The sequence below is a fragment of the Rhizobium sp. UFLA01-1127 genome (assembly GCF_059803845.1).
In genome coordinates, this window is the sequence record NZ_JAUQTZ010000189.1 from 1 (window position 1) to 9,496 (window position 9,496).

Genomic DNA, 9,496 nt, shown 5'->3' on the forward strand with positions numbered 1-9,496 from the left:
AAATGATGTTCGTCATCTAAATATCGCGAAGGCCACCTGCAGATGCGGTTGTCCTCACGGGAGATACACTTTAAGGATATCCATAAAATTCAAAAGGATATTCCATGCCGCTCTATATCAAGGACGATGCTATCGATCGCTTGGCACGACGCTATCAGGTGCTGACCAAGGCCCCCACCAAAACGGAAGCCGTACGGCTCGCCCTGCAGAAGGCGCTGGATGAGGAGCTGACCAAGCCTGCGCTTACCGATGTTGCCGTCGCCTTCTGCCGCAATCTCAGAGAGAAGGCGATGGCGAAGGGTGAAAACGCCACGACAGGAGAAGCCTGATGTTTATCGATGCTTCGGTGCTGTCGGCGATGATGACCGACGAGGAAGAGGCGCACGCCTTCGCCACCCGCATACAGCCGGCAACGGCAAGAATGACCTCGCCACTGGCGGCCACGAATGCCGCAATCCTGATTTCCGCTGTTTTGGGATTGTCGCCGACGGAGGCCGGCGAAGCTGTTCGCACGTTTCTGCAGCTCATGAACATTCAGCAGCTCGCCGTGCCGCCCCGCGCCGCCGCCTTGGCGACCGAGGCTTACGAGCGCTATGGCCAAGGCGACCATCCGGCGCGCCTTAGCCTTGACGATTGCATAACTTATGCCTGCGCTCGCTATTACCGCCAGCCGCTATTGTCGAAAAGTGACCGGTTCAGGCAGACGGACATCGAACTGGCCTAGAGCAATTCCAGGAAAAGTGCGCAGCGGTTTTCCGTCCGGAATTGCGTGAAAACAAAGAGATAGAGCGGTTCAGAGATTCCGTGAAAAACTGAACTGCTCTAACGCATGCCGCGCTTGAGGCCGCCCGATGCGGTCAAATCGTTATGGGCAGAGCGAGGCCGGACCGGCGGCATAGGTGTTCGACCGGACGCCGACCGAGTTGGGGGCGGCGGCGCATTGCAGGCGAGACATCGAATCGCCGGCACGGATCGGGCCGGTCACCGACGGGTCGGTATTGATCGTGCCGTCCGGAAGAATAGCGTCCTTCGAATGGTCGACGCTGCCGACATCGGCCTGGAACGCCTCGACATTGACGCGCTTGGGGTGATGCTTGTGCACCTGCTCCGCCATGGCGGCGCTGGACATGCCGACGACGAGAGCGGAGATGGCGAGGGTTCTGAGCAGCATGGGACTGCCTCCTGTGGGAGTTAACTCGAGTTTCATATGGGAACCGGCAGGCCACTTTACAGCGGTTTGCCTGTCAATATCGTTAAGAATTTGAAGGTTTTGATCGGGTCTTCACTTTATGGCGGGACACCTCTGCGCCGGCATCGTGCGGCAGGCTGATAAAACGCAATGCGGAGATGCCACCGATAAAGCCAACAACAAGGAAAGCCCAGCGAAAATCGACGGACGAAAGCGTTTCCCCACCATGAATGATACGCGAAAGATTGAGAACGGCGGCGGCGACGGCAACGCCAAGCAGCAGCGAAACCTGCTGCAGCATGCTCGACAATGTCGAGGCGGAGCTGCGCTGTGCCGCATGGATATCGGCAAACCCCAGCGTATTCAGCGCCGTGAAGTTCATCGACCGCGAAAGTCCGGCGATGAATAGCAGGCAATATATCAAGAGGTCCGGCGTCGACGGCGAGAGGAACGCGCACCCGGCAATGCTGGCCGACGAGATCAGCCCATTGACGACAAGCACGTTGCGGAAGCCGAAGATTTTCAGCATCTGCGTCGTGATCGCCTTCATACCGAGATTGCCGGCAAAGTAGAACAGCAGATAGGTGCCCGCATCGATCGCCGTGCGGCCGAAGCCGACCTGGAAGAGCAGCGGAATCAGGAAGGGCGTGGCGTTGATCGCCACACGGCTCGCCGTGCCGGCCGAAAGCGTCGACATGGCGAAGGTCTGGACCTTGAAGGCGGAGAGATCGAGCAAGGGCGCATCGACCCTCATGAAATGCCGGGTGGCGATGACGGAGAAAACCACACCGGCACCGATCAGCCCAATGCTGGGCGCCAGTCCCGTGGTCCCTTGCACCACGAATTCCAGGCCGGCGAGCAGGAAGGTCAGTCCCGCCGCCGATTGCAGAAAACCGATATAGTCGAGCCGTGCGACCTTCTCCTCCCGCTGATCCGGCACGAAGCGCAGGACGAGACCGAGGCCGACGATGCCGATCGGGATATTGATCAGGAAGTTCCAGTGCCAGCTCAGATAGGTGGTGATGAAGCTGCCGAGCACCGGGCCGATGACGGGCGCCGTCAGCGCCGGCCAGGTGATCATCGACATGGCGTGCACCAGATCGGATTTGCGCGCATTCTTCAGCACGATGATGCGGCCGACGGGCGTCATGAGCGCACTGCCGACGCCCTGAACGGCGCGGGCAATGATGAATTCGGCGAGATTGCCCGAGAGGCCGCAAAACAGCGAAGCCACGGTGAAGATGGTGATCGACGCCAGGAATACCCGCCGTGCGCCATAGCGATCACCCGCCCAGCCGGCCAGCGGCACGAAGGCGGCCATGGTGAGCAGATAGACCGTGATGCCGATGCTCATCGACACCGGCTCGACGCCGAAGGTCTTCGCCATCTGCGGCAGGGACGTGGTGACGATCGTGCCGTCCAGGATCTGCATGAAAAAGGAGACGGCGACGACAAAAGCGATGATGCGGGACTGCCGGCCGAAAGTTGCTTCGGAAAGCTCTTCTGTGGTCCGGGCAACGGTCATGACGTGAAATTCGGAGACTGGCGTTCAAAGGAGCCGCGCATTGCCGGCTGTAATCATACGATCATCGAATACGCCCATGTCAGCGGCTTGCAAAGCCACAAATCCAGATGGCGCCATCAAAAATTGACACGGTGACATAGAAACCGCGATCTCCGCGAGGTCTAATACAGGCCCCATTGCCGGATTGCCGCCTCTCTGGGGTATCAATCGTCCGAATAACGCTGCTCCCGCCAGGGATCGCCATACATATGATAGCCGTTCTTCTCCCAGAAGCCGGCTCTGTCGGCACCGATGAGTTCGATGCGGTTCAGCCACTTGGCGCTCTTCCAGAAATAGAGATGCGGCACGACGAGGCGCATCGGGCCGCCATGCTCATGCGTCAGCGGCTGGCCTTCCCAGGCGGTCGCCAGGATCGCATCCTCGGCGGCGAAATCAGCAAGCGGCACGTTGGTGGTATAGCCGTCATAGCTCGTCAGCAGCACATGCTGCGCCTCGGCCGTCGGCATGGCGAGATCAAGCAGATCGCGCGTCGAAACCCCTTCCCAGCGATTGTCGTAGCGCGACCAGGTAGTCACGCAATGGATATCGGTGACGTGGGTGCTTTGCCCGATCGCCTGGAAAGCCGCCCAATCCAGGCTGAGCCGCTTTTCCACGAAGCCGATCACATCGAGCCGCCAGCTCGACAAGGACACCTGCGGCTGCACCCCGAGATCCAGTGCCGGCCAGTTCTTGACGAGATGCTGTCCCGGCGGCAGCCGCTCCGTCTCCGGCCGGCTGACACGCCCCGTCAGAAACTTGCCTTCCGCCGCCCAGCGGCGCTTGGAAGTCGTGAGCTTGCTATCGGCGGGGATCTGGTCTTCGCTCATGCAGGAATCCTCTCTGCTACGCAGAAATAGGATAATCGGTACGAGTTTATGTCAAGCCGAAGAGCATCTCATAGCCGGCTATATTGCCTTAATGGCGATGCAGAACAGCTGCGCCTTACCCGAAATGAACCGCCCGGCGACGTCACCTTCCGAGACAAGCAGGCAATCGCCTGCGTCAAGCGCCATTCCATCGATTTCCACATTGCCACGATGGCAAAGAACAAGGGTAGTCCCGCTCTCGAAAGAGACATCGTCGTTTCCATCGATAGCAAAGCGACGAACTGAATGCATAAAGCGCCCCCGCCGCGTCATGACATTGAGGTCGGTAATCGTGCCATCGATCAGCGTCGCCGACGTCGGCGCGTCGGCCGCGAAAGGCAGCGGCTCACTTTTCTGCGTCAGGCGCTCAGGTGCGCGCCCCTCGATGGAGAGGGTCATGCCCGCGCCATCGAGAATGGATAGCGTACGATCGATACCCGGAAAAACCGAAAACGGTCCATCCGTGGCAACGGTCGCCATGCTGACGCGCCAGTCGAAATCGGCAAGCCCGACGCCTTCGGGCGAAACGGCGATCTCCACCGTTTCCCCGCCGCCGTTTTTCCAGGGCATCCGACGGTGATCATTGCTGCGGAGAAGCGTGATTTTTGGCGGCGCCATAGATTTCCTGTCCAATCATTGCCATTCGATTCGGAGTAAACTAAGTTTAGTGGACTAAGTCCATTCGGAGCCTGCTATGGAAACCGTCAACATACATGAGGCGAAAACGCATTTATCGCGGCTGATCGAAAAAGCCGCCAAGGGCGAAGCTTTCATCATCGCCAAGGCGGGCAAGCCGATGGTGAAGGTCGTGCCGATCGAAGAAAAAGAGGCGCCAAAGAAGCGTCGCATCGGTTTTATGGACGGCCAATTTACCGTGCCCGAGGACTTCGACACGATGATGGCCGATGAAATCGAAGAGATGTTCTATGGGAATCTCAAGGACTTCAAACAAATCAAAGACAAATGAGGTTTCTTGTCGATACCCACATCCTGCTTTGGATGACCGGCATGTCCCAGCGCCTGCCTCGGAAAGCCCGCGATCTGATTGAGCATCTCGATAATACAATCGTGTTTTCAACGATCAGCATATGGGAAGTGGCGATCAAGACCGGACGCGCTCGCTCAGACTTTACCATCGATGCTCGCAGGCTTCGCGAAAATCTGCTTGAAAACGGATATGAAGAATTACCCGTTTTCGGACAGCACGCGGCGGCAGTCGCGGATTTGCCCGATATTCACAAAGATCCTTTCGACCGAATTCTAGTCGCTCAAGCCTTCGTTGAAGGCATTTCTCTGATCACCGCCGACAAGACCGTCGCAAGCTATGGCGGTCTTGTGCGGCTGGTGTAGGCTTCAATTCCCCAGGATGGCTGGCAGGCGCAGGCCCTGCTGCTTTGCCCAATCAAGAGCGATGTCGTAGCCGGCATCGGCGTGGCGCATGACGCCCGTTGCCGGGTCGTTCCAGAGAACGCGCTCCAGGCGCTTGGCCGCATCATCCGTGCCGTCGGCGCAGATGACCATGCCGGAATGCTGGGAAAAGCCCATGCCGACGCCGCCGCCGTGGTGCAGCGATACCCAGGTCGCGCCGGATGCGGTGTTGAGCAGCGCGTTCAGCAGCGGCCAGTCGGAAACGGCATCCGAACCGTCCTTCATGGCTTCCGTTTCGCGGTTCGGCGAGGCGACAGAACCGGAGTCGAGATGGTCGCGACCGATGACGACAGGCGCCTTCAGCTCGCCATTCCCAACCATTTCGTTGAAGGCTAGACCGAGGCGGTGACGATCGCCGAGACCGACCCAGCAAATGCGTGCCGGCAGGCCCTGGAAAGCGATGCGCTCGCGCGCCATGTCGAGCCAGTTGTGCAGATGCGTGTTGCCGGGGGTGAGTTCCTTCACCTTGGCATCGGTCTTGTAGATATCTTCCGGATCGCCCGAGAGAGCGGCCCAACGGAACGGACCGATGCCGCGGCAAAAGAGCGGGCGGATATAGGCCGGCACGAAGCCCGGGAAAGCAAAGGCGTTTTCAAGGCCCTCTTCCTTGGCGACCTGGCGGATGTTGTTGCCGTAGTCGAGCGTCGGCACGCCGGCGTTCCAGAAATCGACCATGGCTTCGACATGAACCCTCATCGAAGCGCGGGCGGCAGCTTCGACTGCCTTCGGATCGCTCTCACGCTTGGCCCGGTGTTCGGCCACTGTCCAGCCGGCCGGCAGGTAACCGTTCAGCGGGTCGTGGGCGGAGGTCTGGTCAGTGACGATATCGGGGCGCGGACCGCCGGCCTTCATGCGCGTCACCAGTTCCGGGAAGATTTCGGCGGCATTGCCGAGCAGGCCGACGGACTTGGCTTCGCCAGCCTTCGTCCACTTGTCGATCAGAGCAAGCGCTTCGTCGAGGCTCGATGCCTTCTCGTCGACATAGCGGGTGCGCAGGCGGAAATCGATGCGGGTTTCGTCGCTCTCGACAGCGAGGCAGCAGGCGCCGGCCATGACGGCTGCCAGCGGCTGTGCGCCGCCCATGCCGCCGAGACCGCCGGTCAGGATCCACTTGCCCTTGAGGTTGCCGTTGTAGTGCTGGCGGCCGGCCTCCACGAAGGTCTCGTAGGTGCCCTGCACGATGCCCTGCGTGCCGATATAGATCCACGAGCCGGCCGTCATCTGGCCGTACATGGCAAGACCCTTCTTATCCAGCTCGTTGAAGTGATCCCAGGTCGCCCAGTGCGGCACGAGGTTGGAATTGGCGATGAGTACGCGCGGCGCATCCTTGTGGGTGCGGAATACGGCGACCGGCTTGCCGGACTGCACCAGCAGCGTCTCGTCTTCGTTCAGCGTCTTCAGCGTCGCGGCGATACGGTCGAAATCGTCCCAGGTGCGGGCAGCGCGGCCGATGCCGCCGTAGACGACCAGCTCGTTCGGGTTTTCCGCAACGTCCGGATCGAGATTGTTCATCAGCATGCGCAGCGGCGCTTCCGTCAGCCAGCTCTTGGCGTTGAGTTCCGGACCACGAGGCGCGCGGATTTCGCGGATATTATGGCGTGGGTTGGTCATGTCACATCTCCAAGGAGGGCAGGATGTCGGTTGAAATCGAGGCATTGAAGGCGCCGGAGCCGACGAGCTCCGCGGCGGCTTTCAGGTCGTTTGCCATGTAGCGGTCCTCTTCCAGCGAAGGCACGGCGGCGCGGATGGCGGCAATGGCAAGGGTCAGTTCCGGGCTGGTCGTCAGCGGCGCGCGCAGCTCCACACCCTGGGCGGCCGTCAGCGCTTCGATGCCGATGATGCCGAAGAGGTTTTCGGTCATTTGCAGCAGGCGGCGCGCGCCATGGCAGGCCATGGAGACGTGGTCTTCCTGGTTGGCGGAGGTCGGCGTCGAGTCGACCGAGGCCGGATGCGACATCTGCTTGTTTTCGGACATCAGCGCCGCCGAGGTCACCTCGGCGATCATCAGGCCGGAGTTCAGGCCCGGCTTCTTGGCGAGGAAGGCGGGAAGACCATAGCTCAGTGCGGGATCGACGAGCAGCGCGATACGACGCTGGGCGATCGCGCCGATTTCGCAGACGGCGATGGCGATCTGGTCGGCCGCGAAAGCGACCGGCTCTGCATGGAAGTTGCCGCCGGAAACGACGGAATTGTCCGAAAGCACGAGCGGATTGTCGGTAACTGCGTTGGCCTCGATTTCAAGGGTACGTCCCACGGAACGCAGAAGGTCGAGGCAGGCGCCATCCACCTGCGGCTGGCAGCGGATGCAATAGGGATCCTGCACGCGCTCGTCGCCCTCGATGTGGCTTTGGCGGATGACCGAACCGGCAAGCAGGCCGCGAAGGGCAGCGGCGGTATCGATCTGGCCCTTATGGCCCCGTAGCGTATGGATATCGGGATGGAACGGCGCCGAGGAGCCCATTGCCGCATCGGTCGACATGGCGCCGGTGATGAGTGCGGACTGAGCGGCGCGATGGGCGCGGAAGAGGCCGGCAAGCGCAAGACCGGTCGACACCTGCGTACCGTTGATGAGCGCAAGGCCTTCCTTGGCGGCGAGCACGACCGGCGTCAGGCCGGCCTTTTCGAGCGCCGCCGCGCCGGACAGCTGTTCGCCGGAATAAAAGGCTTCGCCATGACCCATCATGACGGCGGTCATATGGGCGAGCGGCGCGAGATCGCCCGATGCGCCGACCGAACCCTTTTCGGGAATGAGGGGTACGACGCCCTTTTCAAGCATGCCTTCGATCAGCCGCACCAGTTCCAGCCGTACACCGGACGCGCCGCGGCCGAGCGAAACCAGCTTCAGCGCCATGATGAGGCGAACGACGTTCTCGGGCAGCGGCTGGCCGATGCCGCAGCAATGCGAGAGGATGAGATTGCGCTGAAGCGTGGCGACATCGGCGCTGTCGATCTTGATGGACGCCAGTTTGCCGAAGCCGGTGTTGATGCCGTAGACCGGGGCATTGCCGGCGGCGATTTCAGCGATGCGGGCCGTCGCCTTGGCAATGCCGGCATCGAAGGAAGCATCGAGCCTCGCCGGCTCACCGGTCCAGTAGATCGTCGCCAGTTGCTGCAGCGACACGGAGCCGGGATGGAGAACGATAGTCATCGGTTGAACCTTTTTCCCTTGAAGACATGCGCGTGGAGGGGATTGAAGCCGATGCGGTAGACGAGCTCCGCCAGGCTCTCGACATCCCAGATGGCAAAATCGGCCGACTTGCCGGCTTCGAGCGTGCCCGTTTCGGAGAGCAGCCCAAGGGCACGCGCGCCCTCGCGCGTAGCACCTGCAACGCATTCTTCCACGGTCAGGCCAAAGAGCGTTGCGGCCATATTCATGGTCAAGAGCATGGAGGTCAGCGGCGACGTGCCGGGATTGCAGTCGGTTGCGATTGCGATCGGCACACCGGCGTCACGCAGCGCCTGAACCGGCGGCTTCTGTTTTTCATGGATGGCATAGAAGGCGCCGGGGAGAAGCACGGCAACGGTGCCGGAAGCGGCCATTGCCTTGACGCCGTCTTGATCCAGATATTCGACGTGATCGGCAGAAAGCGCGCCATAGGAGGCGGCAAGCTTCGCGCCGCCGAGATTGGAGAGCTGTTCCGCATGCAGCTTCATCGGAATGCCGAGCGACTTGGCGAGATCGAAGACGCGGGCGATTTCGGCGGTCGAAAAGGCGATGCCTTCGCAAAAGCCATCGACCGCATCGACGAGGCCTTCGGCATGCGCCTGATTCAGGCCCGGCTGCACGACGTCAGTGATATAGTCGCCGTTGCGGCCCTTGTAGTCGGCCGGCGTGGCATGAGCACCGAGATAGGAGGTGATGACGCGAACCGGGCGAACCTCACCGAGCTTGCGCGCTGCGCGCAGCATCTTGAGTTCGGATTCGACGCTGAGACCATAGCCCGATTTCACTTCGATTGTCGTTACGCCTTCAGACAGCAGCGTGTCGAGGCGCGGCAAGGCAATGGTGACGAGCTCATCTACCGACAGCGCGCGGGTCGCGTTGACAGAGGAGACGATGCCGCCGCCGGCGCGGGCAATCTCTTCGTAGCTCGCGCCTTCCAGCCGCATCTCGAATTCACGGGCGCGATTGCCGCCATGGACGATGTGCGTATGGCAATCGACGAGCCCGGGCGTCACCCAGCGTCCCTCGAGATCGGTGATCTCGGCACCGGGCGTATCGGGCAGATCGGCTTCGCTGCCGGCGAAGACGATACGGCCGCCCTTGGTCAGGATCGCGCCTTTCTCGATCGTGCCGAGCCGGGGCTCGCCCTCTTTCAAAGTTGCAAGGCGGGCATTGCGCCAGACACGGCCCGTCGCGTCGTCTTCGGAAAAATTATTCCCACCCATCAGCTTTACGCCTTTCCTCGTTGGCTCATAATGTATATACATAATCGAAAGGCTGACAAG

Annotated in this window: 11 protein-coding genes; 4 read left to right on the forward strand and 7 right to left on the reverse strand. The window is 61.0% G+C overall.

Annotated features, from left to right (window positions below; translation table 11 throughout):
• Positions 1 to 104 precede the first annotated feature (104 nt).
• The gene (locus Q4Q11_RS29115) at positions 105 to 329 is read left to right on the forward strand and encodes a type II toxin-antitoxin system VapB family antitoxin (RefSeq protein WP_113214932.1); all 225 of its coding nucleotides are present in this window, start codon (positions 105 to 107) and stop codon (positions 327 to 329) included.
• Positions 329 to 724: a type II toxin-antitoxin system VapC family toxin gene (locus Q4Q11_RS29120; RefSeq protein WP_498571645.1), complete on the forward strand. Its 396-nt coding sequence runs from the start codon at positions 329 to 331 to the stop codon at positions 722 to 724. Before Q4Q11_RS29115 ends, Q4Q11_RS29120 begins: the two co-directional genes overlap by 1 nt.
• Positions 725 to 865: 141 nt before the next feature.
• Here the strand turns inward: Q4Q11_RS29120 and Q4Q11_RS29125 are convergent, their stop codons facing one another.
• From Q4Q11_RS29125 to Q4Q11_RS29140, 4 genes are all read right to left on the reverse strand, one after another.
• Positions 866 to 1,171: a cytochrome P450 family protein gene (locus Q4Q11_RS29125; protein ID WP_112504740.1), complete on the reverse strand. Its 306-nt coding sequence runs from the start codon at positions 1,169 to 1,171 to the stop codon at positions 866 to 868.
• An 82-nt stretch (positions 1,172 to 1,253) separates the two neighbouring features.
• The gene (locus Q4Q11_RS29130) at positions 1,254 to 2,714 is read right to left on the reverse strand and encodes an MFS transporter (RefSeq protein WP_112504742.1); all 1,461 of its coding nucleotides are present in this window, start codon (positions 2,712 to 2,714) and stop codon (positions 1,254 to 1,256) included.
• A 203-nt stretch (positions 2,715 to 2,917) separates the two neighbouring features.
• Positions 2,918 to 3,580 carry a sulfite oxidase-like oxidoreductase gene (locus Q4Q11_RS29135; RefSeq protein ID WP_498571646.1) on the reverse strand — a complete coding sequence of 221 codons (663 nt, stop codon included), beginning with the start codon at positions 3,578 to 3,580 and terminating at the stop codon, positions 2,918 to 2,920.
• 78 nt (positions 3,581 to 3,658) lie between these two features.
• A complete protein-coding gene (locus Q4Q11_RS29140; protein WP_498571647.1) occupies positions 3,659 to 4,237 on the reverse strand; it encodes a HutD/Ves family protein in 579 nt (192 codons plus the stop codon).
• A 76-nt stretch (positions 4,238 to 4,313) separates the two neighbouring features.
• On the opposite strand from Q4Q11_RS29140, the gene Q4Q11_RS29145 reads away from it, so the two are divergent.
• A complete protein-coding gene (locus tag Q4Q11_RS29145) occupies positions 4,314 to 4,586 on the forward strand; it encodes a type II toxin-antitoxin system Phd/YefM family antitoxin (protein WP_498571648.1) in 273 nt (90 codons plus the stop codon).
• Entirely contained in the window at positions 4,583 to 4,969 is a 387-nt protein-coding gene (locus Q4Q11_RS29150; protein ID WP_113214937.1) for a type II toxin-antitoxin system VapC family toxin, read from the forward strand. The genes Q4Q11_RS29145 and Q4Q11_RS29150 overlap by 4 nt, the downstream gene beginning before the upstream one ends.
• Positions 4,970 to 4,972: 3 nt before the next feature.
• Here the strand turns inward: Q4Q11_RS29150 and hutU are convergent, their stop codons facing one another.
• From hutU to hutI, 3 genes are read right to left on the reverse strand one after another with little or no spacing between them, the layout of a single operon-like run.
• Entirely contained in the window at positions 4,973 to 6,658 is a 1,686-nt protein-coding gene (gene hutU / locus Q4Q11_RS29155) for a urocanate hydratase (protein WP_498571649.1), read from the reverse strand.
• 1 nt (position 6,659) lies between these two features.
• Entirely contained in the window at positions 6,660 to 8,195 is a 1,536-nt protein-coding gene (gene hutH, locus Q4Q11_RS29160) for a histidine ammonia-lyase (protein WP_498571650.1), read from the reverse strand.
• The gene (gene hutI, locus Q4Q11_RS29165) at positions 8,192 to 9,436 is read right to left on the reverse strand and encodes an imidazolonepropionase (RefSeq protein ID WP_498571651.1); all 1,245 of its coding nucleotides are present in this window, start codon (positions 9,434 to 9,436) and stop codon (positions 8,192 to 8,194) included. The genes hutH and hutI overlap by 4 nt, the downstream gene beginning before the upstream one ends.
• Between the last annotated feature and the right edge of the window lie 60 nt (positions 9,437 to 9,496).

Excerpts from the sequence above, each read along its gene's own strand:
- Q4Q11_RS29115 (WP_113214932.1), top strand. The coding sequence starts at position 105 with ATGCCGCTCTATATCAAGGACGATGCTATCGATCGCTTGGCACGACGC.
- Q4Q11_RS29120 (WP_498571645.1), top strand. The coding sequence starts at position 329 with ATGTTTATCGATGCTTCGGTGCTGTCGGCGATGATGACCGACGAGGAA.
- Q4Q11_RS29125 (WP_112504740.1), bottom strand. The coding sequence starts at position 1,171 with ATGCTGCTCAGAACCCTCGCCATCTCCGCTCTCGTCGTCGGCATGTCC.
- Q4Q11_RS29130 (WP_112504742.1), bottom strand. The coding sequence starts at position 2,714 with ATGACCGTTGCCCGGACCACAGAAGAGCTTTCCGAAGCAACTTTCGGC.
- Q4Q11_RS29135 (WP_498571646.1), bottom strand. The coding sequence starts at position 3,580 with ATGAGCGAAGACCAGATCCCCGCCGATAGCAAGCTCACGACTTCCAAG.
- Q4Q11_RS29140 (WP_498571647.1), bottom strand. The coding sequence starts at position 4,237 with ATGGCGCCGCCAAAAATCACGCTTCTCCGCAGCAATGATCACCGTCGG.
- Q4Q11_RS29145 (WP_498571648.1), top strand. The coding sequence starts at position 4,314 with ATGGAAACCGTCAACATACATGAGGCGAAAACGCATTTATCGCGGCTG.
- Q4Q11_RS29150 (WP_113214937.1), top strand. The coding sequence starts at position 4,583 with ATGAGGTTTCTTGTCGATACCCACATCCTGCTTTGGATGACCGGCATG.
- hutU (WP_498571649.1), bottom strand. The coding sequence starts at position 6,658 with ATGACCAACCCACGCCATAATATCCGCGAAATCCGCGCGCCTCGTGGT.
- hutH (WP_498571650.1), bottom strand. The coding sequence starts at position 8,195 with ATGACTATCGTTCTCCATCCCGGCTCCGTGTCGCTGCAGCAACTGGCG.
- hutI (WP_498571651.1), bottom strand. The coding sequence starts at position 9,436 with ATGGGTGGGAATAATTTTTCCGAAGACGACGCGACGGGCCGTGTCTGG.